The sequence below is a fragment of the Streptomyces sp. NPDC007945 genome (assembly GCF_042958885.1).
Lineage (GTDB): Bacteria > Actinomycetota > Actinomycetes > Streptomycetales > Streptomycetaceae > Streptomyces.
In genome coordinates this window covers 126,379-151,889 of the sequence record NZ_JBIBJV010000006.1, presented here as the reverse complement: position 1 = coordinate 151,889, position 25,511 = coordinate 126,379, and the positions used below count along the sequence as shown (strand labels likewise).

21 protein-coding genes are annotated in these 25,511 nt (G+C 77.0%); 10 read left to right on the top strand and 11 right to left on the bottom strand.

The window, feature by feature from the left end; genetic code table 11:
• The first annotated feature begins 1 nt into the window (after position 1).
• From ACFZCF_RS20330 to rfaE2, 7 genes are all read left to right on the top strand, one after another.
• A complete protein-coding gene (locus ACFZCF_RS20330; protein WP_388445328.1) occupies positions 2-1,075 on the top strand; it encodes a glycosyltransferase family 2 protein in 1,074 nt (357 codons plus the stop codon).
• Positions 1,072-1,734 carry an HAD-IIIA family hydrolase gene (locus ACFZCF_RS20325; protein ID WP_391287793.1) on the top strand — a complete coding sequence of 221 codons (663 nt, stop codon included), beginning with the start codon at positions 1,072-1,074 and terminating at the stop codon, positions 1,732-1,734. Before ACFZCF_RS20330 ends, ACFZCF_RS20325 begins: the two co-directional genes overlap by 4 nt.
• Complete coding sequence (locus ACFZCF_RS20320) at positions 1,731-2,810, top strand: glycosyltransferase family 9 protein (protein WP_391287792.1); 1,080 nt, start codon at positions 1,731-1,733, stop codon at positions 2,808-2,810. Before ACFZCF_RS20325 ends, ACFZCF_RS20320 begins: the two co-directional genes overlap by 4 nt.
• A complete protein-coding gene (locus ACFZCF_RS20315) occupies positions 2,807-3,769 on the top strand; it encodes a glycosyltransferase (RefSeq protein WP_391287791.1) in 963 nt (320 codons plus the stop codon). The genes ACFZCF_RS20320 and ACFZCF_RS20315 overlap by 4 nt, the downstream gene beginning before the upstream one ends.
• On the top strand, positions 3,766-5,037 hold the full coding sequence (locus ACFZCF_RS20310) for a glycosyltransferase (RefSeq protein WP_391287789.1): 1,272 nt from the start codon (positions 3,766-3,768) through the stop codon (positions 5,035-5,037). The genes ACFZCF_RS20315 and ACFZCF_RS20310 overlap by 4 nt, the downstream gene beginning before the upstream one ends.
• A gap of 118 nt (positions 5,038-5,155) precedes the next feature.
• Positions 5,156-5,812, top strand: a complete 657-nt coding sequence (locus ACFZCF_RS20305; RefSeq protein WP_388445314.1) for an SIS domain-containing protein — start codon at positions 5,156-5,158, stop codon at positions 5,810-5,812.
• Positions 5,809-7,206: a D-glycero-beta-D-manno-heptose 1-phosphate adenylyltransferase gene (gene rfaE2 / locus ACFZCF_RS20300; RefSeq protein WP_391287787.1), complete on the top strand. Its 1,398-nt coding sequence runs from the start codon at positions 5,809-5,811 to the stop codon at positions 7,204-7,206. Before ACFZCF_RS20305 ends, rfaE2 begins: the two co-directional genes overlap by 4 nt.
• Before the next feature lie 19 nt (positions 7,207-7,225).
• Here rfaE2 and ACFZCF_RS20295 read toward each other — a convergent pair whose 3' ends face one another.
• Positions 7,226-8,488: an MFS transporter gene (locus ACFZCF_RS20295; protein ID WP_391288236.1), complete on the bottom strand. Its 1,263-nt coding sequence runs from the start codon at positions 8,486-8,488 to the stop codon at positions 7,226-7,228.
• 444 nt (positions 8,489-8,932) lie between these two features.
• On the opposite strand from ACFZCF_RS20295, the gene ACFZCF_RS20290 reads away from it, so the two are divergent.
• The 3 genes from ACFZCF_RS20290 (at position 8,933) to ACFZCF_RS20280 (ending at position 12,096) form a co-directional block, all read left to right on the top strand.
• The gene (locus ACFZCF_RS20290) at positions 8,933-9,679 is read left to right on the top strand and encodes an SDR family oxidoreductase (protein WP_388445307.1); all 747 of its coding nucleotides are present in this window, start codon (positions 8,933-8,935) and stop codon (positions 9,677-9,679) included.
• Positions 9,676-10,806 carry a glycosyltransferase family 9 protein gene (locus ACFZCF_RS20285; protein ID WP_391287785.1) on the top strand — a complete coding sequence of 377 codons (1,131 nt, stop codon included), beginning with the start codon at positions 9,676-9,678 and terminating at the stop codon, positions 10,804-10,806. The genes ACFZCF_RS20290 and ACFZCF_RS20285 overlap by 4 nt, the downstream gene beginning before the upstream one ends.
• Positions 10,807-10,899: 93 nt before the next feature.
• Entirely contained in the window at positions 10,900-12,096 is a 1,197-nt protein-coding gene (locus tag ACFZCF_RS20280) for a PLP-dependent aminotransferase family protein (RefSeq protein WP_388445302.1), read from the top strand.
• 26 nt (positions 12,097-12,122) lie between these two features.
• Here the strand turns inward: ACFZCF_RS20280 and ACFZCF_RS20275 are convergent, their stop codons facing one another.
• The 10 genes from ACFZCF_RS20275 to ACFZCF_RS20230 all read right to left on the bottom strand — a co-directional run bounded on the left by ACFZCF_RS20275 (position 12,123) and on the right by ACFZCF_RS20230 (position 25,501).
• Positions 12,123-13,100, bottom strand: a complete 978-nt coding sequence (locus tag ACFZCF_RS20275; protein WP_391287783.1) for an NAD-dependent epimerase/dehydratase family protein — start codon at positions 13,098-13,100, stop codon at positions 12,123-12,125.
• Positions 13,101-13,125: 25 nt separating this feature from the next.
• Entirely contained in the window at positions 13,126-14,613 is a 1,488-nt protein-coding gene (locus ACFZCF_RS20270) for a 2-oxo acid dehydrogenase subunit E2 (RefSeq protein ID WP_391287781.1), read from the bottom strand.
• Complete coding sequence (locus ACFZCF_RS20265; protein ID WP_388445293.1) at positions 14,610-15,647, bottom strand: alpha-ketoacid dehydrogenase subunit beta; 1,038 nt, start codon at positions 15,645-15,647, stop codon at positions 14,610-14,612. The genes ACFZCF_RS20270 and ACFZCF_RS20265 overlap by 4 nt, the downstream gene beginning before the upstream one ends.
• Positions 15,644-16,765: a pyruvate dehydrogenase (acetyl-transferring) E1 component subunit alpha gene (pdhA, locus tag ACFZCF_RS20260; protein WP_388445290.1), complete on the bottom strand. Its 1,122-nt coding sequence runs from the start codon at positions 16,763-16,765 to the stop codon at positions 15,644-15,646. Before pdhA ends, ACFZCF_RS20265 begins: the two co-directional genes overlap by 4 nt.
• Positions 16,762-17,898 carry a hypothetical protein gene (locus tag ACFZCF_RS20255; protein WP_391287778.1) on the bottom strand — a complete coding sequence of 379 codons (1,137 nt, stop codon included), beginning with the start codon at positions 17,896-17,898 and terminating at the stop codon, positions 16,762-16,764. Before ACFZCF_RS20255 ends, pdhA begins: the two co-directional genes overlap by 4 nt.
• On the bottom strand, positions 17,895-18,605 hold the full coding sequence (locus tag ACFZCF_RS20250) for an HAD family hydrolase (protein ID WP_388445285.1): 711 nt from the start codon (positions 18,603-18,605) through the stop codon (positions 17,895-17,897). Before ACFZCF_RS20250 ends, ACFZCF_RS20255 begins: the two co-directional genes overlap by 4 nt.
• Entirely contained in the window at positions 18,595-19,845 is a 1,251-nt protein-coding gene (locus ACFZCF_RS20245) for an ATP-grasp domain-containing protein (protein WP_391287776.1), read from the bottom strand. The genes ACFZCF_RS20250 and ACFZCF_RS20245 overlap by 11 nt, the downstream gene beginning before the upstream one ends.
• 246 nt (positions 19,846-20,091) lie before the next feature.
• Entirely contained in the window at positions 20,092-22,605 is a 2,514-nt protein-coding gene (locus ACFZCF_RS20240) for an amino acid adenylation domain-containing protein (RefSeq protein WP_391287774.1), read from the bottom strand.
• Complete coding sequence (locus ACFZCF_RS20235) at positions 22,602-24,191, bottom strand: AMP-binding protein (RefSeq protein WP_391287772.1); 1,590 nt, start codon at positions 24,189-24,191, stop codon at positions 22,602-22,604. Before ACFZCF_RS20235 ends, ACFZCF_RS20240 begins: the two co-directional genes overlap by 4 nt.
• Positions 24,170-25,501, bottom strand: a complete 1,332-nt coding sequence (locus tag ACFZCF_RS20230) for an enoyl-CoA hydratase/isomerase family protein (protein WP_388445274.1) — start codon at positions 25,499-25,501, stop codon at positions 24,170-24,172. Before ACFZCF_RS20230 ends, ACFZCF_RS20235 begins: the two co-directional genes overlap by 22 nt.
• Positions 25,502-25,511: the final 10 nt, after the last annotated feature.

Genomic DNA, 25,511 nt, shown 5'->3' with positions numbered 1-25,511 from the left:
GATGGACCCGCAGCAGACTCCCCCGCCGTACGCGGTGGTCGTCCCCACCCTCGGCAGGCCCAGCCTCCGGGTCTGCCTGGAGGCCCTCGCCGCCGCCACGGCCGACGGCACGGGGCCGGCGGAGGTCGTCCTCGTCCACGACCGCCCCGACGCCGACGGCCGCCCGCCCGCCGCGGACGTGCCGGCGGCGCTGCGGCCGGTGACCACCGTCGTGGCCGGCGCCGGCCGGGGCCCCGCCGCCGCGCGCAACGCCGGCGCCCGGGCGGTCCGCGACGCCCCCTGGATCGTGTTCCTCGACGACGACGTCGTGCCCGGGGACGGCTGGGGCCGGGCCCTGGCCCGCGACCTCGCCTCGGCCTCCCGGACGACGGCCGCCGTCACCGCCCGCATCGAGGTGCCGCTGCCGCGGGACCGCCGGCCCACCGACTGGGAACGCACCACGGCCGGCCTGTCCACGGCCCGCTGGATCACCGCCGACATGGCCTTCCGGCGCGAGGCGCTGGACGCCTCCGGCGGCTTCGACGAACGCTTCCCCCGGGCCTTCCGGGAGGACGCGGACCTCGCCCTGCGCCTCCTCGACGGCGGCTGGGCCCTCGCGCCCGGCACCCGCCGCACCGCGCATCCGGTGCGCCCCGCCGACCGCTGGGTGTCCGTCCGCGTCCAGGCGGGCAACGCCGACGACGTCCTGATGAACCGGCTGCACGGCCGCGCCTGGTGGGAACGGGCCGGCGCCCCCCGCGGCCGGATCCGGCGCCACGTCGCCGTCAGCGCGGCGGCCGTCGCCGCCGTCGGCTTCGCCGTGGCGGGCCGGACCGGCGCCGCCGCGGTGTGCGCGGCCGGCTGGCTGGCGGGTACCGCCGAGTTCGCCGCCGCGCGCGTCGCGCCCGGCCCCCGGAGCCGTACCGAGGTCACGACCATGCTGGTGACCAGCGCCCTGATCCCGCCCGTCGCCACCTGGCACCGGCTGCGCGGCCACCTCGCGCACCGGACCGCCCGGCCCCTCGGACCGGCGCGTCCGCCGGGAGCGCCCGCCGCCGCGCCGCGGCCCGTGGCCCGCGGGGAGGTGCGGACATGACCCGCGCCCCCGGCGGACCCGCCGTCCGCGACGACCGGCTCCCCGCCGGCCCCTGGCTGTGGGACGCCCCCGCCACGCCCCCCGGGCGGCCGCGTCACGCGGCCGCCGGACGGCTGCCGGAGGCGGTCCTCTTCGACCGCGACGGGACCCTCGTCGTCGACGTCCCCTACAACGGCGACCCCGACCGCGTGGTCCCGATGCCGCACGCCCGCGCCGCGGTGGCGGCCCTGCGCGACCGGGGGATCCCCGTCGGCGTCGTCAGCAACCAGTCGGGCGTCGCCCGCGGACTGCTGACCCGGCGGCAGGTGGAGTCCGTACGCCGGCGGGTCGACGCGCTGTTCGGGCCGTTCGCCGTGTGGGCGGTGTGCCCGCACGGCCCCGGCCACGGCTGCGCCTGCCGCAAGCCGGCACCCGGCCTGGTCCTCGCCGCCTGCGAGCGGCTCGGCGCGTCCCCGGAACGCACCGTCGTCGTCGGCGACATCGGCGCCGACGTGCGGGCCGCCGACGCGGCCGGGGCGCGCGGCGTCCTGGTGCCGACCCCCGTGACCCGCCCGGACGAGATCGCCGCGGCGGCCGAGACCGCGTCCGACCTGCGGGCCGCCGTCCGGCTGATCCTGACGAGCGGCCGGCCGGCTCGCGCACCGGGAGGCGTCCGATGACCGCCCCGCGGAGCCTGGTCGTCCGCCTCGACAGCGCCGGCGACGTCCTGCTGGCCGGACCCGCCGTCCGCGCGGTCGCCGCCGGGTCCTCGCACACCACCCTGCTCTGCGGACCGCAGGGCGCCCCGGCGGCCCGGCTGCTCCCCGGGGTCGACCAGGTCCTCGTCTACGACGCCCCCTGGGTCGGCCTGGAGCCGGGCAGGACCTCCCGCGAGGAGTGCGAGCTGCTCGTGGACGCCCTGGCCGCCGGCCGCTTCGACCAGGGCGTGATCCTGGTCTCGTACCACCAGAGCCCGCTGCCGACGGCCCTGCTGCTCGCCCTCGCGGGCGTGGAGCGGGTCGCCGCCGACTGCGAGGAGTACCCCGGCTCCCTCCTGGCGCTCCGGCACCGGCGGCAGCCCGGCCGGCACGAGGCGGAGGCGGCGCTCGACCTCGTCCGCGCCTTCGGTCACCGGCTGCCGCCCGGCGACGACGGCTCCCTCCGCGTCCTCCCGCCGCCCGAGTCGACCCGCCTGACCGGCCCCGAACCGTACGTGGTGCTGCACCCGGGGGCCGCCGTGGCCTCCCGCAGGTGGAGCGCCGCCCGGGCGGCGCGCGCCGTCGCCGCGCTGCACGGGGCCGGACACCGCGTCGTCGTCACCGGCAGCCGGGCCGAGAAGGACCTGACCGCCGAGGTCGCGGGGCGGCACGGCCTCGACCTGGGCGGCGCCACGAACGACCTCCACGAACTGGCGGGGGTCCTCGCCGGGGCCCGGGTCGTCGTGACCGGCAACACCGGCCCGATGCACCTCGCCTGCGCCGTGGGCACCCCCGTCGTCTGCGCCTTCGCCCCCGTGGTGCCGGCCGGACGCTGGCGCCCCTACCGGGTGCCCCACGTCCTGCTCGGCGACCAGGACGCGGCCTGCGCGGGCAGCAGGGCCCGCGCCTGCCCGGTGGCCGGACACCCCTGCCTGGACGGCATCGGCGACGGCGAACTGCTCGCTGCCGTGGACACCCTCCTGACGGCCGCGCCCGACGGCGGGGGCCCGGTCGGCGCCGAGGCCGCCGGCCGGAGAGACCGAGGAGTAGACGCATGAACATCCTGCTGTGGCACGTGCACGGTTCCTGGACCACGGCGTTCGTCCAGGGCCCCCACACCTATCTCGTCCCGGTCACCCCCGACCGGGGTCCCGACGGCCTGGGACGGGCCAGGACCTTCGTCTGGCCCGACTCGGTCCGCGAGGTCACGCCCGCCGAACTCGCCGACGCCCCCGTCGACCTCGTCGTGCTGCAACGGCCGCACGAGGCGGAACTCGCCGAGCGCTGGCTCCGGCGCCGGCCCGGCCGGGACGTCCCCGCCGTCTACCTGGAGCACAACGCGCCCGACGGCGACGTCCCGGACACCCGCCACCCGTGCGCGGACCGCGACGACCTGACCCTGGTGCACGTCACGCACTTCAACCGGGTCTTCTGGGACAACGGCGGCACCCGCACCGAGGTCATCGAGCACGGCATCGTCGACCCGGGACACCTCTACACGGGCTCCCTGGCGCGCGCCGCGGTGGTGGTCAACGAACCGGTCCGCCGCGGCCGGTACACCGGTACCGACCTGCTGCCGCGGCTGGCGGAGTCCGCGCCCCTGGACGTCTTCGGGATGCGCACCGAAGGGCTCGCGGGGCACCTGGGCCTGCCCGCCGAGCGGTGCCGCTCCTACGAACTGCCCCAGCGGGACCTGCACGCGGCGCTCGCGGAACGCCGCCTCTACCTGCACCCGGTCCGCTGGACGTCGCTGGGGCTGTCCCTGCTGGAGGCCATGCACCTGGGGATGCCGGTGGTGGCGCTGGCCGCCACGGAGGCCGTGGAAGCGGTCCGGCCCGGCACCGGAGTCCTCTCCACCCGGCCCGAGGTGCTGGCCCGCGCCGTACGCCACTACCTCGACGAGCCGGAGGCCGCCGCGGAGGACGGCGCCCGGGCACGCCAGGCGGCCCTCGAACGCTACGGCCTCAAACGCTTCCTGGACGACTGGGAGCGCCTGATGACGGAGGTGCGGTCATGACCTCGGCCCCGCTGAGCACCACCGTCCCGGCCCGCCGGTCCCGGAGACCGCTGTTCGTCGCGCTGGTCTCCGAACACGCGAGCCCGCTCGCGACCCTCGGGGGAGTCGACGCGGGCGGCCAGAACGTGCACGTGGCGAGTCTGGCCGGGGCCCTCGCCGACCTCGGCCACCGCGTGGCGGTCTACACCCGGCGCGACGCCCGGGACCTGCCCGAACGGGCGAGCCTGCGCCCCGGGGTGACGGTGCACCACGTGCCGGCGGGGCCGGCCGAGCACCTGCCGAAGGACGAACTCCTGCCCCACATGCGGGAGTTCGCCGACCACCTCACGGCGCAGTGGCAGCAGGGCCGACGCCCCGACCTGATCCACTCGCACTTCTGGATGTCGGGCCTCGCCTCCCTCTCGGCCGCGCGCGAGCTGCGGCTGCCGCTGCTGCACACGTACCACGCGCTCGGCACCGTCAAGAGGAGGCACCAGGGCGGCGCGGACACCAGTCCGCCGTCCCGCATCGGCACGGAGCGGGAGATCGGCCTGGGCTGCGACCGGATCGTGGCCACCTGCCGGGACGAGGTCGCCGAACTCGAACGGATGGGCGTCCCCGCGGAGAAGGCCGACGTCGTGCCGTGCGGAGTGGACACCGAGCGGTTCCGCCCGGACGGCCCGGTCGCCGAGCGCGACACCCGGTACGCCCACCGGCTCCTCCAGATAGGCCGCCTCGTGCCCCGCAAGGGCGCCGCGGTCTCCGTGGCCGCGCTCACCCGGCTGCCCGAAACCGAGCTCGTGATCGCCGGCGGCCCCGGTCCCGCCCTGCTCGACGACGACCCCGAGGTACGGCGCCTGCGCGACCTCGCCCGGGCCGCCGGGGTCGCCGACCGGGTGCGCTTCCTCGGGGCGGTCCCCTGCGCCGACGTACCCGCCCTCATGCGGAGCGCCGACGTCGTCCTGTGCCCCGCCGACTACGAGCCCTTCGGCATCGTGCCCCTGGAGGCCATGGCCTGCGGCCGGCCCGTCGTGGCGAGCGCCGTCGGAGGACAGCTCGACACCGTGGCGGACGGGGAGACCGGACGGCTGGTGCCGCCCGGGGACCCCCGGGCCCTCGCGGACGCCGTGGCCGGGCTGCTGGCCGACCCGGACCTGCGCGAGGCGTACGGCGCGGCCGGGCGACGCCGGGTGACCGGCCGGTACGGCTGGGACCGCGTCGCGGCCGCCACGGAACGGGCCTACCGCGCGGCGCTCGCCCCGCACCTCGCCGCCGCCCGGACGCCATGACGCCGCGGGCGGCCCCGCGCACCCCGTGCGGCGGCCCGGCCGCCCCCGCCCGCCCGGCACAGCTTCGACACCCGAAGGAGGTGGGGCGACCGCTCACGCGAGCGGTCGACCCGACGCCATGAGTCAGACACCCTCGCACGCGAAAGCGCACCGCCACTGCCTGTCGCTCCAGACCGCCCTGCACCGCCTGCGCGCCCAGGGACTGGACCGGCTCGCCCACTGGGGCCACCGGCTCGCCGACGTGCTGCCCGCCGGTGGGCGGCTGCTCGCCGCCGGCAACGGCGGCAGCGCCGCACAGGCCCAGCACCTGACCGCCGAACTGGTCGGGCGCTACCGGGAGGACCGAGCCGCCTACTCGGCCATCGCCCTGCACGCCGAGACGTCGAGCGTGACCGCGATCGGCAACGACTACGGATTCGAGAACGTCTTCGCCCGCCAGGTGGCGGCGCACGGCCGGCCCGGTGACGTCCTGGTCCTCCTCTCCACGTCGGGACGGAGCGGCAACCTGCTCTCCGCCGCGATGACGGCCCGCGCGACCGGGGTCGAGGTCTGGGCGCTGACCGGCGCCGCCCCGAACCCGCTCGCCGAAGCGGCCGACCAGGCCCTGTGCATCGACGCGGCGACCACGGCGACGGTGCAGGAGGCCCATCTGGTCGCGGTGCACCTCCTCTGCGAGTCGTTCGACGCCGCGCTCGCCGCCTCCGCCACCGTCGCCGGGGCGGCCGGCCGGAGGAGGCCCCCCAACGGGGTCGAGGTCCTCAAGGGGGCGCCGTGACCACCCCCGGCCCGCTCGTCGTCGTCGGCGACGTCCTGCTCGACCGCGACGTCCACGGCGCCGTCGACCGGATGGCGCCCGACGCCCCGGTGCCCGTCGTCGACGTCTCGACGGAACTCGCCCGCCCCGGCGGCGCCGGGCTGGCGGCCGTGCTCGCGGCCCGGTCGGGCCGGGACGTCGTACTGGTCACCGCGCTCGGCGAGGACCGGGCCAGCGACACCGTCCGCGACCGGCTGCGGGGGCGGGTCCGGCTGGTGGAGCTGCCGCTCGACGGCACGCTGCCGGTGAAGACCCGCGTCCTCGCCGGCGGCCGGCCCCTGATCCGCGTCGACCGGGGCGGCGGCGACGTCGGACCGGCCCCGGCGGCCGTCCGGGACGTCCTCCGCGGGGCCGCCGCCGTCCTCGTGGCCGACTACGGCAGGGGCGCGGCGGACGCCGTGCGGTCGCTCCTCGCCGACGCGGCCCGGCGCGTGCCGCTGGTGTGGGACCCCCACCCCCGGGGCCGCGCACCCGTCCGGGGGGCCCGGCTCGTCACCCCGAACGCGGCCGAGGCGGCCGCCCTCTCCCCCGGCGAGGGCGACGCGCTGGGCGAGCACGCCCGGCGCGGCGCCGAACTCGCCGAGCGGTGGGGCGCGGTCTGCGTGGCGGTGACGCTCGGCGACCGCGGCGCGCTGCTCACCCGTCCCCGGTCCACGGCGCCCATGCTCGTCCCGGTGCCCTACCCGGCGACGAGCGACCCGTGCGGGGCCGGCGACTGCTTCGCCGCCCTCGCGGCCGTCTCGCTCGCCGACGGCGCCCTCCCGGAGGAAGCGGTCCAGCGCGCGGTCGCCGGGGCCGCCGCGTTCGTCGCGGCCGGCGGCGCCTCCGACCCCGCGCTCTGGCGGAAGGCGCGCCGGGACGGGCCCGCGCGGCCCGCGACGGGCGACGCGTTCGCGCTCGCCGCCAGCGTGCGGGCCGCGGGTGGCAGCGTGGTGGCCACGGGCGGCTGCTTCGACCTGCTGCACGCCGGCCACGTGGGTCTGCTCGACAGCGCGCGCCGCATCGGCGACTGCCTGATCGTCTGCGTGAACTCGGACGAGTCGCTGCGGCGGCTGAAGGGGCCGGGCCGCCCGCTCACGCCCCTGGAGGACCGGATGCGGGTGCTGGCGGCGCTCGGCAGCGTCGACGCCGTCGTCGCCTTCGAGGAGGACACCCCGCAGGCGCTGCTCGCCGCACTGCGGCCCGACGTGTGGGTCAAGGGCGGCGACTACTCGGCCGACGCCCTGCCGGAGGCCGAGGTGCTGCGGAGCTGGGGCGGGCAGACCGTCGTCCTGCCGTACCTCGACGGCCGCTCCACCACCCGCATCGCGGACCGCGCGGCCCGCGCCGCCACCGGCCCCCGGGCGCCGCGCTGACGCCGGGGAGGCCGTCCTCTCAGGCCGCCTTCTCCAGGGCGGCGAGGGCGGGTGCGGCGGCCTCCGGGGTGCGCGCGGCCGGAGCCACCCGGGGCTCCCGGCCGCGCAGGAGGTACCCCGCCGCCACGGCCGCGGTCACGATCAGGCCGCCCGCCACCAGGGCGGTCCGCACGCCGGCCAGCTCCATCATCAGGCCCAGCGCGGGCGGCGCGGCGAGCCCCCACACGGTGCGGATGGTGGACCAGGCGCCCAGGACGCGGCCCCGCATGTGCGGCGGCGGGTCGGTCTGCAGCACCGTGGACTGGGCGGTGTCCCCGACGGACTCCGCGACGGCCATGGGAAGCACGAGGACGAGGAGCACGGCCAGCGACGGGGAGAGGCCGGCCAGCACCTGGAGCAGCGCGCCGGCGACCGTGAGGACACCCACCAGGCGCACCCCCGGCCGGCGGAGCCGGGCCCCGAGGACGGCGCCGATGATGCCGCCGACGGCGAGGACCGTCGACACCTTGCTGAAGGCGCCGGCGTCCCCGGCGAGCGGCCCGGTGACCAGGACGACCAGCGTCAGCGAGTAGTTGCGGCCGAACATCGCGCCGATCCCGTTGAGCGCGGCGAGCGCGACGAGCCGGGGGCGCCGCAGGAAGAAGGCCAGGCCCTCCCGGGCGCTCGCTCCCGCCGTCCCTCCGCCCACGGGCTCCGCCGCGGCCGCGGGGCCGTCCGGCGCGCGTCCGGCGGCCGGCTCCGCGGCCTTGAGGAACGGGATGACGCAGGCGACGAAGAGGAACGACAGACCGTTGGCCGCGTAGGCCGCGGAGGTGCCGAGGAACCCGACGGCTACGCCGGCGAGCGCGGCGCCGACGAGCCGGCCGGCGCTGTGGACGAGCGAGCCCACCCCGATGGCGGACGGCACGTCGTCGCGGGGGACGAGGTCGTTGCCGAGGAGCGCGCAGGCCGGGCCGTCGACGGTCGCGATCAGGCCGGTGACCGCCGCCAGGGCCAGCAGCACCGGCAGGTCGAGCCCGTCGAAGGCGACCAGGACGGCCGTGACGAGGGCCACCGCGCCCAGCAGCGCCTGGCCCACGGCGGCGGTGAGCCGGCGCGGCCAGCGGTCGACGGCCGCCCCGCCCATGAGGCCGAACAGCAGGCCCGGCGCCGCCTGCACGGAGACCGAGAGGCCCGTCGCGGCGGCGGACCCGGTGATCTGGAGGACGAGCAGGTTCTGCACCGTCAGCTGCATCCACGTACCGGCGTTGGACACGAAGTTGGCGACGGCCCACCACCGCATGCTGCGGTGGCGCAGGGACCGCCACGGCGAACGGGACGGAGCGGAGGAAGGCACGACGGAGTCACCCCGGGGCGCGAGGACGGCAGGACGGAAGGGAGAGGACCGTCCGCACCGGCGGAGCGCGCGGCGCCCGGCGAAGGAGGGGATCGGTCCCGGACCATCGTGGCAGACCGGCCGGCACCACCGGGGTGATCGTCCGCCCGGCCGGGCCGGCCGGGCGCCCGCATCCCTTGGCCCGCCCGGTGTCGGGAGCGCACCGTGGGGTTGCTCACACGCGCCCGCCGACCGCCGCGCCGCCGCCCGGGCGTGGCGGGCGGCACACGCGTGCCGCCCGCCGGGCTAACCCGGCGTGCCCGGGCGGCTCCCGCTGGTGACAGTGGACCCGTAGGTGCCGCCGCGGGCAGCCCGCCCGGCGGCACGGGTCACACGACGAAAGGCAGCCCGATGAGCGGCGCGGTGTACTCGGATCTCGGCGGCAGGCAGGCGCTGGTCACCGGAGGGGCCAGAGGACTGGGAGCGGCCATCTCCCGGCGGCTCGCGGCGGCCGGCGCCTCCGTCGTCGTGGCGGACGTGCGGCAGGACCTGGCCAAGGAGCTGTGCGAGGACCTCACGGCCCGGGGCGGGCGCGCCCGCTCCGTGGGCCTCGACGTCTGCGACCCGGGCGCGGTCGCCGACGTCTTCCGGGACCTCGACGAGGCCGGGGAGCGCGTCGACATCCTCGTCAACAACGCCGCCGTGGACGTCTCGAAGTCGGCCGAGCACCTCACCGCCGACGAGGTCTCCCGCGTGGTGACCACCAACCTCCTCGGCCCCATGTACCTGTGCCTGGAGGCGTACCGCCGCATGGTGGCCCAGGGCGGCGGCCACATCGTCAACATCCTCTCGACCGCCGCCAACAGGACCTGGACGGAGGCGGGCCCCTACGCGGCCAGCAAGTCGGGACTCCGCGCGTTCACCCACACCCTCTTCAAGGAGGCCCAGCGCGACTGCGAGGGCATCGGGGTGACGGGCATCATCGCCGGCGGCATGGAGACCGCCTTCATCATGGAACGGTTCCCGGACGCCGACACCGCGATGCTGCAGAGCCCGGAGATCGTCGCCGACACGGTCCTCTACGCGCTCTCCGTGCCGGCCGGCAGCGCCGTCGGGGAACTCGTCGTCGTTCCGCGCCGGGAACCGTCCTGGCCGTGAACGGCACCCCCGACACCGGCCCCGGCGCCCCGCGCCCGGCGCGCACCGCCGCCGCCCCTCCGGAGGAGGACGGACGCCCCGTGCCCGTGCGGCCCGGCGGCGGCCACGAGCCGCGCCCCCGGGTGCTGGTCCTGCGCGCGCTGGGGCTCGGCGACCTGCTGGCCGTGGTGCCGTGCCTGCGGGCGCTGCGCCGTGCCCTGCCCGCGCACGACCTCGTCCTCGCCGCGCCCGCCCGGCTGTCCGCCGCCGCGGCGGCGACCGGCCTGGTGGACCGGCTGCTGCCCGCCGCCGCGCCCGGTCGCGCCGTCCCCACCGCACTGGCCTGGACCGGCCCCCCGCCGGAGGTGGCCGTGGACCTGCACGGCAACGGTCCCGCCAGCCACAAGCCCCTCCAGGACCTGCGCCCGGGCCGGCTCCTCGCCTACCGGCACCCGCACACGCCCGACGTCGCCGGACCCGGGTGGCGGGAGGACGAGCACGAACGCGACCGCTGGTGCCGGCTGCTGCGGTGGTACGGGATCGAGGCCGACCCCGCCGACGTACGACTCCCGCCCCCGGAGGACCCGTCGCCCGCCCCCGGCGCGATCGTGATCCATCCGGGTGCCGACTCCGGCGCCCGCCGCTGGCCACCGGAACGGTTCGCCGCCGTGGCCCGGGCCCTGCGCCGCGCCGGACACCGCGTCGTCGTCACCGCCGGGGCGGACGAGGGCCCGCTCGCCCGCGCGGTGGCGGACGGCGCGGGCCTGCCGCCGGAGGCGGTGTGGGGCGGCACCGACGACGTGCCGTTCCGCCTGCTCTGCTCCCTGGTGGCCGGGGCCCGCTGTGTCGTGGTCGGGGACACCGGCCTCGCCCACCTGGCCACCGCCCTCGGCACCCCCTCCGTCGTCCTCTTCGGCCCCGTGGCACCGCGCCTGTGGGGGCCGCCCCGCGACCCGCGGCACCAGGTGCTGTGGCACCCCCGGCCGGGCGAGGACCCCCTGCGTCCCGGCGACGCCCACGGCCGGGCCCCCGACGCCAGGCTCCTGCGGATCCGGGTGGAGGAGGTGCTGGAGGCGGTGGCGTCGGCGGCGCGCCACGGCGCGGACGCGGCGCCCGGCCCGGCCGACCCGGCGTACCGGCGCCGCTGACCCCCGCGATCACCCCCGCCGGGCCCGCAACTCGCCTTCCACGCAGGCACGTTCGTCTGCGGGGGTGATCGCGGGTTTCGTACAGTGCGGGACATGAACCGTGCCGAACCGCCTCCGACCGCCGCCCGGGCGAGCGCCGTCGACTCGTCCCCCGTCCGCGACATCCTGGCGCTCACCGCCCGTCCCGAGGTGATCTCGTTCGCGGGCGGTCTGCCGGCTCCCGAACTCTTCGACGGCGAGGGCCTGCGGCAGGCCTTCGCGGACGTGCTCGCCGAGGCGCCGCGGCAGGCGCTCCAGTACTCGCTCACCGAGGGCGACCCGGCGCTGCGCGAGGCGACGGCCCGGCGGCTGACTGCCCGGGGGCTGCCGACGGACCCCGGCGAGCTGCTGGTCACCACGGGGTCGCAGCAGGCCCTCACCCTGATGGCCACCGCTCTGCTGGAGCCGGGGGACGCGGTCCTCGTCGAGGACCCCGGCTATCTCGCCGCCCTGCAGACCTTCGCGTTCGCGGGCGCCCGGGTCGTGCCCGTGCCGACCGACGACGACGGACTCGACCCGGTGGCGCTGGAGGAGATCGTCCGCCGCGAGCGGCCGAAGCTGCTCTACCTGGTGCCGACCTTCCAGAACCCCACGGGCCGCACCCTGCCGCCGGCACGGCGGCGGGCCGTCGCGGAGGCCGCCGAGCGGCACGGCTTCTGGATCGTGGAGGACGACCCGTACGGGGAGCTGCGGTACGACGGGGAGCCGGTGCCGTGGATCGCCTCGGAGCCGCCCGCGGCGGACCGGACCGTGCTGCTCGGCTCCTACTCCAAGATCATGGCGCCCGGTCTGCGGCTCGGCTTCCTCCGGGCGCCCGCCGCGCTGCGCCGGATCTGCGTGGTCGTCAAGCAGTCCACCGACCTGCACACCTCGACCGTCGACCAGGCCGCGGCCGCGCGGTACCTGCGGGACCGCGACCTCGACGCCCACGTGGAGGTGATCCGGCGTGCCTACCGGGAGCGGCGGGACGCCCTCCTCGCGGGCCTGCCCGGCGCGCTGCCCGCCGGCAGCGCCTGGAACCGGCCGGAGGGCGGCATGTTCGTCTGGGCCCGCCTCCCGGACGGGCTCGACGCGCTGGAACTGCTGCGGTTCGCGGTGAAGCACGACGTGGCGTACGTGCCGGGCGCGCCGTTCTACGCGGGCGAGCCCGATCCGGCGGCGCTGCGGCTGTCGTTCGTGACGCATCCGCCGGAGGAGATCGCCGAGGGCGTGCGGCGCCTGGGCGACGCCGTGCGCGAGCTGACGGGCTAGGCGTACCGACCCTACGGTTCCGGGTCTCAGGCGTCGCGCAGGGCCAGGGCCTTGGCCTCCAGGTCGGGGGCGAGGCCGTCGGCGACCGGGGGCTCGGCGTCCGGGGGCAGGGAGCGGAGGTGGGCCCAGGTGTCGGCGACCGTGTCGAGGAGGGGGCGGGGGCGCAGGCCGGTCGCGAGGGCCTTGGTGACGTCGCCGCCGTGGACGGCGCCGTGCAGCTCGCTGCCGGGCGGGGCCCAGAGGGGCAGGTCCGTCCAGCCGGAGACGCCGGCGGCGTCGAGGACGGCCGGGTCGGTCCAGCGGAGTTCGGCGTCGGAGCCGGTGACCCGGAGGCAGGTGTCGAGGAGCTCGCCCATCGTGGTGCCGCCCGTCGGGCCGGCGGTGTTGTACGCGCCGTGCAGGCCCGCCGTGAGGGCGTCGGCGAGGTCGCGCGCGTCGACGTACTGGAGCGGGGTGTCGTACGGCCCCGGGGCGAGGACCCGGCCGCCGCGGGCGACGCGCCGCAGCCACCACGGGAGGCGGCCGGAGTTCTCCCGCGGGCCGAGGATCAGGCCGGGCCGGGCGAGGAGGACGCGGTCCTCGCCGTACTCCCGGAGCACGGCCAGCTCGCCGCCGCGCTTGTCGGCGGCGAAGTCCGTCGCCCCGGCGTCCGGATCGCCGTCCGCGAGCGGCCCGTCCTCCGCGAGACCGGGCGCGGCGGGCCAGGCGTACACGGAGCGGCTGGAGACGAAGACGGCGCGGCCGACCCGGTCCGCGAGCAGCCGGGCGGCGTCGCGGACGGCGCGCGGGGCGCCGGACCAGGTGTCGACGGCGGCGTCCCAGGTGCCGGTGGCGAGGGCGGCGAGGCCGCCGGGCCCGGTGCGGTCGCCGTGGAGGGCGCGCACGCCGGGCGGCGCCGGGTGCTCGCCGCGGTGGAAGACGGTCACGTCCCAGCCGCGGTCGCGTGCGGTCTCGGCGAGGGCGCGGCCCGCGAAGTCGGTTCCGCCCAGCAGAAGCAGCCTCATCGGTGGTCGTTCTCCTTCGTTCGGTTCACAGCAGGCGGAGCAGGGACAGGGGTTCCTCGACCAGGTCGGCGACGCGCCGCAGGAAGCCGGCGGCCGTGCCGCCGTCGCAGACCCGGTGGTCGAAGGTGACGGAGAACTGCCCGACGTCGCGTATCTCGGGCCGTCCGTCGACGGCCCGGATCCGGGGGACGATCCGGCCGATGCCGAGCATGCCGGCCGCGGGGTGGTGGAGCAGCGGGGTGGAGCCGTCCACGCCGAGGACGCCGAAGTTGTTGAGGGTGAAGGTGGAGCCGGAGAGCTCGGCGGGGGCGAGCCGGCCCTCCCGGGCCGCGGTGGTGAGCCGCTCGGTCTCGGCGGCGAGCTCCGGCAGGGTGCGGCGGTGGGCGTCGCGGATCACCGGCACGAGGAGCCCCCGGTCGGTGTGGGCGGCGAGGCCGAGGTGGACGGCGGAGAGCCGGACGATCTCCTGCCGCTCGGTGTCCACCCGGGAGTTGAGCTCGGGGAACTCCGCCAGGGCGGCGGTGCAGACGCGGGCGAGGAGCGCGAGGAGGGAGACGCGGGCGGACGCCCCGGGGCCGTGCGCGGCCGCCGCCCGGCCGGAGGGCGTGGCGGAGAGTCTGCGGCGGGCCTCCAGGAACCGGGTGGCGTCGACGTCGACCCAGGCGGTGGCGGCGGGGATCTCCTGGTGGGCGCGGGTCAGGGTGTCGGCGACCGTCCTGCGCAGGCCGCGCAGCGGGACCCGGACGGCCTCCGGCTCCTCGGCGGGGGCGGGGGCGGCGCGTTCGACGTCCGCGCGCAGGATGAGCCCGTCCGGGCCGGTGCCGCGGAGGGTGCGCAGGTCGACGGCGCGGTCGCGGGCCAGGCGGCGGACGACCGGGGAGACCACGCGGACCTGCTCCCCGGCCCGGTCGCCACCGGCCGCCCGCGCGCGGCGGCGGGGCGACGGTGCGGTGCCGTAGCCGACGAGGACGCGACCGGAGCCGTCCTGGGGCGGGTGCACGGCGTCGGCGGGAGCGCGGGGGGCCGGGGTGCCGGTGGCGGGCGTGCCGGGGGCCGGAGGCCCGTGGGCGGGCGTTCCTGCGTCGGAGGTGCCGGGGGCAGGAACCGTGTTGGCGGACGCGCCGGGGGCCGAAGCTGTGTCGGCGGGCGTGCCGGGGGCCGGAACCGTGTCGGCGGACGCGCCGAGGGCTGGTGCCGTGTCGGTCCGAGCGGACGTGGCCGGGGCGGCGGACGTGGGCGGGGCGGTGGCGGCGGACGTGCCCGTGGTGGCGACGGACAGGAGCGGGGTGCCGACCCGGAGGGTCGTGCCCGGCTCTCCGCACAGGCGGGTGACGACGCCGGCGTACGGGCAGGGCACCTCGACGACCGCCTTGGCGGTCTCGACCTCGACCACCGGCTGGTCGACGTCGACCGTGTCGCCGACGGCGACGAACCAGCGGACGACCTCCGCCTCCGTGAGGCCCTCGCCGAGGTCCGGAAGGACGAAGTCCCGGACGGTTCCGGGCGTGTTCACAGGGCCTCCCCGGCCGGGTCGGTCTCCCACTGGAGGCGGGCCACGGCGTCCAGGATCCGCTCGGGGTCCGGGAGGTGGTGGTGCTCCAGCAGGGGCGGCGGGTACGGGATGTCGAGTCCGGTGACCCGCAGCACCGGCGCGTGGAGGTGGTGGAAGCAGCGCTCGGTGACGCGCGCCGCGATCTCGGCGCCGAAGCCGGCGAAGCCCTGCGCCTCGTGGACGACGACGGCGCGGCCCGTGCGCCGGACGGCGGCGCAGACGGTCTCGTCGTCGAAGGGGACGAGGGACCGCAGGTCGACCACTTCGAGGTCCCAGCCCTCGGCGCGGGCGGCCTCGGCGGCGGCCAGGCAGACCGGCACCGACGGGCCGTAGGTGAGGAGGGTGGCGGAGGTGCCGGGCCTGCGGACGGCGGCCGTGCCGATCGGCGGGACGGGCTCGGCCGGGTCGAGGAGGCCCTTGGCCCAGTAGAGGCGCTTGGGTTCGAGGAACACCACGGGGTCGTCGGAGGCGATGGCGGCGCGCAGCAGCCCGTAGGCGTCGGCGGGGGTCGCGGGGGTGACGACGTGGAGGCCAGGGGTGTGGGCGTAGTACGCCTCGGAGGCGTCGCTGTGGTGCTCGACGCCGCCGATGCCGCCGCCGTACGGGACGCGGATCGTGAGCGGCATGGGCAGGGCGCCGCGGGTGCGGTTGCGCATCTTGGCGACGTGCCCGGCGAGTTGCTCGAACGCGGGGTAGGCGAAGGCGTCGAACTGCATCTCGACGACCGGGCGGAGGCCGTACATGGCCATGCCGACGGCGGTGCCGAGGATGCCGGCCTCGGCGAGCGGGGTGTCGGTGACGCGGTCGTCGCCGAAGGCGGCGGCGAGGCCGTCGGTGACGCGGAAGACGCCGCCGAGGGTGCCGATGTCCTCGCCCAGGAGGTGGACCCGCTCGTCGGCGGCCAGGGCGTCGTGGAGGGCCAGGTTGAGGGCCTTGGCGAGGGTCGCCTCCCGCGCCCCGGTGGTCGGGGTGCGCGCGGTGCTCGCCGGGCTCATCGGAGCGTCTCCCCCGTGTCGGGCCCGGCGGCGAGTTCGCGCTCCAGGAGGGCGCGTTGTTCGCGGAGTTGGGCGGTGGGCCGCCGGTAGACGTGGTCGAACAGGCTCGCCGGGTCGGGCCGCGGGTCGACCGCGAGGGCGGCGCGGAGGCCGGCGGCCATGGCCTCGGCCTCCGCGGCGGCCCGCTCGGCCTCCGCGTCGTCGAGCAGACCGCGGTCCCGCAGGTGCCGTTCCATCCGGGCGAGCGGGTCGCGCCGCCGCCAGGCGGCCACCTCGTCGTCGTCCCGGTAGCGGGTGGCGTCGTCGGCGTTGGTGTGGGCGTCGATCCGGTAGGTGAGGGCCTCCACGAGGGTGGGGCCGTGTCCGGCGCGGGCCCGGTCGGCGGCCTCGCGGACGGTCTGGTGGACGGCGGCCGCGTCGTTGCCGTCCACGAGCAGACCCGGCATGCCGTAGCCGACGGCCTTGTGGGCGAGGGAGGGGGCGGCGGTCTGCTTGGCCAGGGGCACGGAGATCGCGTACCCGTTGTTCTGCACGAGGAAGACCACCGGCGCCTTCCACACGGCGGCGAAGTTGAGCGCCTCGTGGAAGTCGCCCTCGCTGGTGGCGCCGTCGCCGGCCAGGGCGAGCGCGACCACGTCGTCGCCCTTCAGGCGGGCCGCGCGGGCGAGGCCCACGGCGTGCGGCAGCTGGGTGGCGAGCGGGGTGCACAGGGGGGCGGTGCGGTGGGCGAGCGGGTCGTAGCCGCTGTGCCAGTCGCCGCGCAGCAGGGTGAGGACCTCGACGGGGTCGACCCCCCTGGCCAGGACGGCGAGGGTGTCGCGGTACGTCGGGAAGAGCCAGTCGCGCTCCTCCAGGGCGAGGGCGGCGCCGATCTGGCAGGCCTCCTGGCCGGTGGTGGAGGGGTAGACGGCGAGCCGGCCCTGCTTGGTGAGCGCGGTGGCCTGCTGGTTGTAGCGGCGGCCGCGGACGAGCCACCGGTGGAGGCGGAGCAGCAGCGCGGGGTCGAGCGCCGCGGTTCCGTGCGGGGTGTCGAGGAGGGTGCGGGGCTCCGGGCCGGGGAGGAGAGCGCCGGGGTCGGCGCCGGGGGCGTGGTGGACGCGGGTGCCGAGGGCCGTCATCGGGCGGTCCGGTCCCGGTAGGCGGCGAAGCGTCCGGCGAGCTCGCGGGCCCGGTCCTCGGCCTCGTGCAGGGGCATTTCGGCGCAGGCGTAGCCGAGTTCCTCGGTGAGGATCTTCATGGCGGCGTCCGCGAAGACGGTGGTGCCGTCCGGGCGGATCTCGGCGATGCCGTCCGCCTCCTGGCCGGAGACGTTGACGGCGACGGCCTCTTCCGGAGTCATGCCGTCGGGGAGCCGCAGCCGGATCGTGCCGGACTCCAGGGCGACCGGGTAGCCGCCGGTCAGGCCGTCGGGGCCGGGGGCGTGGACGAGGGCGTCGCGGCCGTCGACGAGGGGTTCGAGGACGCTGAGGGCGGAGGCCGCGGTCATGGCGTGGCCGCCGAGGCCGCCGGTTCTGCGGTAGTCGACGGGGAGCCGGCGCAGCAGGCCGGGGACGTCGAGCTCGGCGGTGACGTCGGCGCCGTCGCGGAGGAAGGCGAGGCCCATCTCGGCGGGGCCGCTGTCGCCTGCCCGGGACAGCCGGTGGGAGACGTAGTGGTGGGCGACGAGCCGTACCTCGATCTCCTCGGGGCCGCGGCCGAGCCGGTCGGCGGCGGCGGCCTGGATGCCGGGGACGTTGTTGGCGACGTTGCCGATGCCGATGTCCGGGGAGAGGCCGATCGCGGAGAGCGCGGGGTGCACGGCGTCCGGGTAGGCGGCGTTGGCGACGACCGCCCGGGTGCCGGAGAGGCGGACGGCCTCCATGGCCTTCATGACGGGGACGAGGTGCATGGGCAGCCAGGGGCCGTAGTTCGCCGCGTAGAGGCGCTGGAAGTTCTCGTCGGGGAGGGTGGAGATGACCCACCAGGACTGGTAGCTGACGGCCAGGAAGAGGACGTCGGGGTCGAAGGCGGCGATGGTCTCGGCGGTCCGCGCGGTGTCGGTGACGTCGGTGACGGCGTGGTCGACGGCGGGGGCGAAGCCGCGCTGCAGGCCGCAGAAGCGGGCGAGGTTGGCGGCCCGGAGCACGGTCTCCCCGTCGCGGCCGGCGAGCCGGACGTGGCGGGGGGCGGCGCTCTGCGCCAGTTCGTGGAAGACGCGGCGGCCGATGTCCCCGGCGCCCAGGACCATGACCTTGCGGGGACCGTTGCTCATGACCTGCCTCCGGGGCGTACGGGGTGGGGAGTGGACGCGAAGTGGTGCCGGACCAGGTCCGGCAGGTCGTGCAGGGAGGGGAAGACCCGGGCGCCGGGGCGGTGCGGGCCGGTCGCCGGGTCGGGCGCGTACTGGAGCACGGGCATGCCGGCGCCGAGCGCGGCGTCGACGCCGACGGCGCTGTCCTCGACGACGAGGCAGTCGGCGGGGTCGGTGCCGCACTCGGCGGCGGCCCGGAGGAAGAGCTCGGGGTCGGGCTTCCAGGCGGACACGTCGTACGCGGAGAAGAGCCGGCCGCCGAAGGGGTGCAGGATCCCGGCCTTGTCGAGCCGGCGTTCGATGATCTCCCGGGGGCTGTTGGACGCCACGCACAGGGTGAGACCGGTCGCGGACAGGGCTCGCAGGGCGGGGGCGGCGCCGTCGACGGGGTCCATCCGGTCGCCGATGAGCTCCTCGCACCGGGCCCGCGCGAGGGCCATGGCGTCCGCCGGCGGGGCGGTGCCGGTCAGCTCCGCCATGAGGTCGAGGCACTCCTGCATCTTCTTGCCGGAGAAGAGGGCGTCGCGTTCCTCGCGGCCGAGGTCGAGGCCCATCAGGGTGCCGACGTGGGCGAGGGCGCCGTTCTCCGCGTCCTGGGTGTCGACGAGGACGCCGTCCAGGTCGAAGATCACGAGGGGGCGGGGGCCGGCCGGGGCGTCAGTGGTCATAGTCGATCCAGTCGGCGTTCTCGATGGCGGCGACGGTCGCGGCCAGTTCCTCGTGGGTGTCGGTGGTGCCGAGGACGGCGGCCACGTTGCCGCGCGCGCCGATCCGCCAGTCGACGTCGGCGCCCGGCTCGGCGAGGACGGAGACCCTCCGCACGCGGGGCAGCCGGCGCAGGGCGCCGACGTCGCGGATGGCGCGGACCCGGCGGGCGCCCCGGGGCGGGACGACCAGGTAGTGGAAGGCGATCGGCCCGTCCTTCTTCACGTCCGGGGTGTCGTACGGGAGGCCGAGCGCGGCCCGGACGGCGATGCCCGCGGGGTCGGAGGTGCCGGAGCGCACGGCCAGGTCGTCGACCCAGGCGCCGAGGCGGCCGTTGACCTCGATGACCCGGGGGCCGGCGGGCGTCAGCTTGATCTCGACGTCGGCGACGCCGTGGACGTTCAGGGCGCGTACGGCACGGCAGGCGAGGTCGCGGACCTGGCGCTCCTCGTGCTCGGGGACCACGGAGAACCCGCCGTAGCCGCCGCGTTCCCGGAAGGGCTCGGCGAGGCCGAACTTGCTGGTGACGAAGACGGGGCGGACGTCGTCGCCGCGGGCCACGCAGTCGACGGCGATGTAGTCGCCCCAGGGGTGCTTCTCGGGCCGGCCGACGAGGAGTTCCTCCAGCATGACGGCGGTCTCGGTGGGGCCGTCGGCGGACGGGTCGAACAGGGCGGCGAGGGCCGCCCGGCACTCCTCCTCCGTGGTGACGGCGACGGTGTTGCGGCTGGACGCGCCGATGACGGGTTTGACGATGGCGGGCAGGCCCACGGCGGCGACGGCCTCGTCGACCTGCTTGGGCGAGGTCACGGTGCGGAAGCGGACGGTGTCGACGCCGGCCTCGGCGAAGCGCAGCCGCTGCTGGTCCTTGTGGGTGATGGCGGCGAGGTCGGCGGGCCGGTGGTAGGGCAGGCCGAGCGCCTCGGCGAGCCGCACCGTGGCGGCGATCCGGAACTCGCTGAAGGTGAGGATGCCCGCCGGAGCGAGTCGCGCCAGTTCGCGCAGGACGTCGGACTCGGTGCGGCCCGCGGTGTTCACCACGGAGCCGACCATCTCCAGGGTCGGGATCATCTCCTGGGCGTGGTCGGTGTCGGCCGTCACGAAGACGAGCCGGCAGTCGGCCTGCCGCGCGGCCTCGGCGAGGCGGGTCGGGGCGAGGCTCCCGGTGTCGTAGACGACGAGGAGCACCGGCGTGTGGCTCATGGGTCACCCTCTCGGGTCGGGGGCCGGGCGCGGCGGGGGGAGCGCGCCACGGCGTGGGGAGGCGGGTCGGGCTCGGGCGGTGGAGCCAGGGCGGTGAGCCCGGGCAGGTCGGGCTCGGGCGGTGGAGCCCGGGCGGTGGAGCCCGGGCGGGGGGGGACCGCCCGGGGCCCGTGCGGTCCGCCCGGGGCTGGTGCGGGGTCCGGTGCGGTGTGGTGGGTCGCGTCGCCGGGTTTCGTGCGGCGCGGGTCAGACGGCGACGGGGCCGCCGCTCCTGCGGGCGGCGGTGAGCGCCTTCGCGAGGGCCTCGACGGTGGGGTGGGCGAAGAGGGCCCGGACCGGGACCTCCAGGGCGAACTCCCGCTGCAGGCGCAGCGCGACCCGGGTGGCGATGAGCGAGTCCCCGCCGAGGTCGAAGAAGTCGTCGTGCGCGCCGACCTCGTCGACCCACAGCGCCTCGGCCCAGCTGCGGGCGACCGCCCGCTCCGCCGGGGTGCGGGGGGCGACGAACGCCGCCTCCAGGCCCGCCCGGTCGCCGTCCGGCGCGGGCAGCGCCGTGCGGTCGGTCTTGCCGCTGGTGGTGAGCGGCAGCCGGTCGAGGAAGACGAAGGCGGTGGGGACCATGTAGCCGGGCAGGGTCCGTCCGCACCAGTCGCGCAGGGCGCTCACGCCGGGCGTGTGTCCCTCGGCGGGGACGCAGTACGCCACCAGGGCCTTCTCGCCGGGGACGTCCTCGCGGACGACGACCACGCAGGAGGCGACGGCCTCGTGCGCGGACAGCACGGACTCGACCTCCCCGGGTTCGATGCGGAAGCCGCGCACCTTCACCTGGTGGTCGAGCCGGCCGAGGAACTCCAGGTTCCCGTCGGGCAGCCAGCGCACCAGGTCGCCGGTGCGGTAGACGCGGGCCGCCGGGTCGGTGGAGAAGGGGTGGCGGACGAAGCGCTCGGCGGTCAGGTCGGGCCGGCCCAGGTAGCCGCGGGCCACGCCGCTGCCGCCGACGAGGAGTTCGCCGGGGACGCCGACGGGTACGGGCCGGTCGGCGTCGTCGACGACGTACACCTCGGTGTTGGGGGTGGGGCGGCCGATCGGCACGGGGCCGGTCGCGTCGCGGATCTCGGCGACGGTCGCGTAGACGGTGGTCTCGGTCGGCCCGTAGCCGTTGACGACCCGGCGGCCGACCCGCAGCAGCCGTTCCGCCAGGTCGGCGGGGAGCGCCTCGCCCGCGCTGAGGACCGTCAGGTCGCGGTCGGCGGCGGGGCGTTCGGCGAGGGCGTCCACGAGCGGCCGCCACGCGGACGGGGTGGCCTGGACGAGGGTGACCCGGTGCTCGTCGACGAGGGCGGCGAGCGCGTGCGGGGCGTGGACCTGGTCCTTGTCGGCGACGATCAGCCGGCCGCCGGTGACGAGCGGCAGGAAGATCTCGACGTTGGCGATGTCGAAGGTGGCCGAGGTGGTGAAGAGGACGGCGTCGCTCGCCGGCGGAGGGAAGACGGTCCGCATGGCGTGGACGAGGTCGAGCAGGGCGCCGCGGGTGACGGCCACGCCCTTGGGGGTGCCGGTGGAGCCGGAGGTGTGGAGGACGTAGGCGAGGTCCTCGGGTCCGGCCGTGGGCTCCGGGTCGGTCGCGGGGCGGGCGGCGAGGGCCTCGGTGTCGGCGTCGGCGTCCAGGACGACGAGGGTGCGGCCGTCGCCGGGGACGCGGCCGCGCAGCGCCCGCTGGGTGACGACGACCGGGGCGCCTGTGTCGCGGAGCACGAACTCCAGGCGCTCCCCCGGGTGTTCGGGGTCGAGCGGCACATACGCGCCGCCGGCCTTGACGACCGCGAGCAGGGCGACGACCAGGGCGGGGCCGCGGTCGAGGCATACGCCGATGGGGGTGCCGGGCGCGGCGCCCAGGGCGCGCAGGTGATGGGCGAGGCGGTTGGCCCGCGCGTTGAGCTCGGCGTAGGTGAGCCGCTCGGTGCCGGACACCAGGGCGAGGGCGTCGGGGGTGCGGGCGGCGTGCTCGGCGATGAGCTCGTCCGGTCCCCGGTCGGTGGGGAAGGCCGCCGGGTGGACGCCCCATTCGCGCAGGAGCCGGTGGCGCTCGGCGGGGTCGAGCGGGTCGAGCCCGCCGATCGGGGTGCCGGGCGCGGCGGCCGCCGCGGCGAGCAGGGTGAGGTAGCAGGCGGCGAACCGCTCGGCGGTCCCGGCGGTGAGGAGTGCGGTGCCGTACGTGAGCCGGGCCGCGAGGGCGCCGTCGCCGTCGGTGACGCGCAGCTCCAGGTCCGGCGGGCGGGTGTCGGCCGGGGCCGGGGCGTCCGCCTCGGTGAACAGGGCCTGGACGAGCGGGTGGTGACGGCCGTCCGGGTGGGGGTCGAGCGCGGCGGTGAGCTCCGCGAAGGGCAGGTCCCGGTGGGGGCGGACCCGCTCCAGGGTCGCCGCGACCCGCCGTACCAGCGTGTCGAAGGCCGGGTCGCCGGTCAGGTCGGTGCGGACGACCGCGAGGGTGCCGTCCGGCGCCCGGTGGCCCACGGCGATGTCGCGCCGCCGGGTCCACACGCCCAGCAGCACCTGGTAGGCGGCGAGCAGCGGCTCGCGGAGGGTGCCGCCCCGCTCGGCCGCGAGCTTGCGCAGGGCGTCGGCGGTCCCGGCCGGGACGGTGAAGGCGTGGTCGGCCGTGCCGCCGTTCCCCGTCCCGGGCCGGGGCAGGTCGGCCGGCAGCTCCAGCGGTTCGAGGCCGGCGAGTTCGGCGCGCCAGAAGGCGAGCGCTTCGGTCATGATCCCTCCCGGTCGCCGAGGATCCGTGCCAGGGCCCTGCGGTCCGTCTTGCCGTTGTCGTTGAGCGGGAGCCCGTCCAGGTGGGTGGTGCGGGCGGGCACCATGTGCAGCGGGAGCTGCTCGCGCAGCCAGGCGTCGAGCTCCGCCGGGTCGATCCGGCGGCCGGCGTAGGCGGCGATCAGTTCGGTCTCGCCGTCCCGCCGGGTGGGGACGACGGCGGCGTCGACGACGTCCGGGTGGCGGTGCAGGACGGCTTCGACCTCGCCGATCTCGACGCGGTGGCCGCGCAGTTTGACCTGCTGGTCGAGGCGTCCGCGGTGGACGAGGACGCCGTTCTCGCGGCGCACCCGGTCGCCGGTGCGGTACCAGTGCCGCTCGGTGAGGGGTTCGGTGCCGTCGTAGACCTCGGCCCGGCCGCCTTCCTCGTACCGCACGAACCGGCCGGTGTTCTCGTACGGGTCGAGGTAGCCCGCGAAGCGCTGCGGGCCGCGGACGCACAGCTCGCCCTCGTCGGTGGGCCGTCCGTCCTCGTCGAGGAGGACGCCCTCCATGTGCGGGTACATCGTGCCGATGGGGACCGTGCCGTTGGGGAGTTCCGGCCAGTCGGCGCCGTCGCCGGTCAGGGTGTGGTCGGTGACCGTGAGGGACAGCTCGGTGGGGCCGTACACGTTGTGGATGGCGGTGTGCGGGGCGACCCGGCGCCACAGCCGGGCGTGCTGGAGGGTGACGGGTTCGGCGCCGAAGATGCTGTGGCGGAGGGTGGTGGCCCGGCCCAGGGGCAGGTTGCCGAGCCGCTGTGCCTCGCGGACCACGGACGGGACGGAGAACCAGTGGGTGAGGCGCCGTTCGACGATGAAGTCGACCGGCGCGTACAGCTCGGCCGGGGTCGGTACGACCAGGGTGGCGCCGCCGCCCCAGGTCGCGAAGAGGTCGAAGGCGTGGGCGTCGAAGGTCAGGCCGAAGACCTGGGAGACCCGGCTGCCGGGGCCGATCCCGTACAGCGGTGTGGTGTGGGACAGGTGGTGCGAGAAGTGGCGCTGGAGGATCGGGACGCCCTTGGGCTGGCCGGTCGATCCGGAGGTGAACAGCAGGTACGCCTCGCGGTCCGGGTCGGCGGGGACGGGCGGCAGCAGCGCGGTGGACGGCTTCCCGGTGGCGCGCTCGTCCTCGTCGAGCTCCAGGACCGTCGGCCGGTACCGCTCGGGCAGGGCGTGGAACAGTCCGGCGCTCTTCGGCGCGACGACGGCCGCCTCGACGCCCGCCCGCTGGGCGATGTCGAGGTTGCGCCGGTCGGGGTGGTCCGGGTGGAGCGGGACGATGCCGGCGCCGAGCCGCTGGATCGCCAGGTAGCCGGCGTAGGTGGCCACCGTGCGGGAGGCGACCAGCGCCACCCGGTCGGGGACGCCGCCGTGCTTCTCGACCAGGCGGGCGGCGAGGGTGAGGGCGAGGTTCCGCAACTGGGCGTAGGTGAGGACCTCGTCGCGGAGTTCCAGGGCGGGCCGGTCCGGGAGCCGCAGCGCCGACTCCTCGAACCGCTGGTAGAAGGTGCGGACGGGGAAGGTGGTCACCGGTTCCTCGCTATCCATGTGCGTTCCAGGTTGTCGACGAGGTCGCTGCTGTAGAGGCGCTTGCACTGCTCGACGGCGTACGAGGCGAGGTAGCCGCGGAAGGTGTCCTCGGGCTCCTCGTGCGCGTGGAGGATGCGGCGGTTGCCGACGACGGCCGGGTTGGCGAGCTCGGCGGCCGCGGCGGCGATCGCGTCGTCGAGCCGTGCGGCGGGGACGGTCTCGTCGCAGAGCAGCCGGCCCTCGGGGGTGGCGGCGTCGACGCGGCGGTCGGCGAAGATGGACCGCCGGGCCGTCCGGGCGCCCGCGGCCCGGGGCATCCGCAGGTTCGCGAGGCCCGGGATGATGCCCTCGCGGAGGGCGGGCAGGGTGAAGTAGGCGTCGTCGGCGGCGATCACCCGGTCGAAGACGAGCAGGATCTGGGCGCCGCCGCCGATGGCGAAGGTGTCGACCGCGCCGATCCACGGTTTCTCGACGGGTTCGGGGAGCCAGGACTCGCCGTCGTCGGGGCGGCTCAGGCCGCGGTAGATCTTGTTGATGTAGCCGAGTTCGCGGGCGAGGAAGAAGTCGAGGAGCGAGATCTCGCCCTGGTGGAGGCGGGTGAGGTTGATGCCGGCGCTGAACACCCGGCGGCCCGCGTAGCGGGGGTGGGTCATCTCGCCGCCGCGCATCACGCCGACGCGGATGTCGTCGTCGAGCAGGACCAGGTCGACGGCGACCTCCAGGGCGGCGACCAGGAGGTCGTCCTCGGCGTTGAGGAAGCGCGTGTTGTGGACGGTGACCTCGCCGACGGCGCCGTCCCGCCGGACGGTGACGATGCCGAGGTCGGCGCTGCCGGTGGCGCGGAAGCCGGGCAGGGCGGCGAGCGCCTCCGGCGTCGGGCGGCGCATCGCCTCGACGAGGTGGCGTCCGGTGCCGGCGGAGCGGAGCAGGCGGGAGAAGAGGATGCCCTGGTCGATCTCCCGGCCCTCCTTGTCGCGCTGCGGCCGCACCCGCTCCTCCTCCAGCTCCTCCTTGGTGGGGACGAGGCCGGGCAGGAGTTCGGAGGCCTGCTGGGCGAGGTCGCCGAGGCGAAGGAACGCGGCGCGGCCGTCGGTCAGTTCGGCGTAGAGCGTCTCCGCGTGCAGGTCGAGGAAGCGCCCGCGGGCCCGGCGGGCCGCCGTGTGCGCGCGCTCGGCCGCGGCCTGTTGCGCCGTGTCCCGCGCCGCCTTCGCCGGCAGGGCGCGCACCGTCTCCGCCGCGCGCGCCAGGAAGGCGACGGTGTCCGCCGCGTCGGCGTCGTACCCCCTGCCCAGCGCGGGGGCGGTCCCCGCGTACCCGTCGTTCCCCATGTCGCCTCCC